Below are 327 nucleotides of genomic sequence, written 5' to 3'. Positions count from 1 at the left end.
GTCAACTTGTCCGAAAGCCGGCGGGCCAGGCGATAGGGAATGGTCGCGACCAGCTCCGTGCCCCGGATCAATGCTTCAAGATTGTCGTGGCTCGGCACGATCACGCTCGGCGTAATCCTGACGTCGATTGCCCGAAGCGCCGCGAAGTACAACGCCTCCCACTGGCCATTGTGGGTCACGGCGATATGCCGCGTCTGCCGGTAGCGATCCATCGTCAGTTCGCCGGCCGCAAGCGGATGGCTGGAATCCATGATGCAAGCGTAGCGGTCGGTGAAGAGTTTACGCCGGTAGTAGATATCGCCGAAAATCGCCACCGGGCCGAGCACG

The 327-nt window shown here is 61.8% G+C and carries 1 protein-coding gene; it reads right to left on the bottom strand.

Annotated elements, in window-relative coordinates; translation table 11 throughout:
- The coding region (locus EN846_RS34165; RefSeq protein WP_245518772.1) for a LysR substrate-binding domain-containing protein at positions 1-327 on the bottom strand (327 nt) is incomplete at both ends.

The sequence above is a fragment of the Mesorhizobium sp. M4B.F.Ca.ET.203.01.1.1 genome, assembly GCF_004791025.1.
GTDB lineage: Bacteria > Pseudomonadota > Alphaproteobacteria > Rhizobiales > Rhizobiaceae > Mesorhizobium > Mesorhizobium abyssinicae.
Note: the sequence above shows the minus strand (reverse complement) of the source record. Positions and strands in the feature narration are given on the sequence as shown.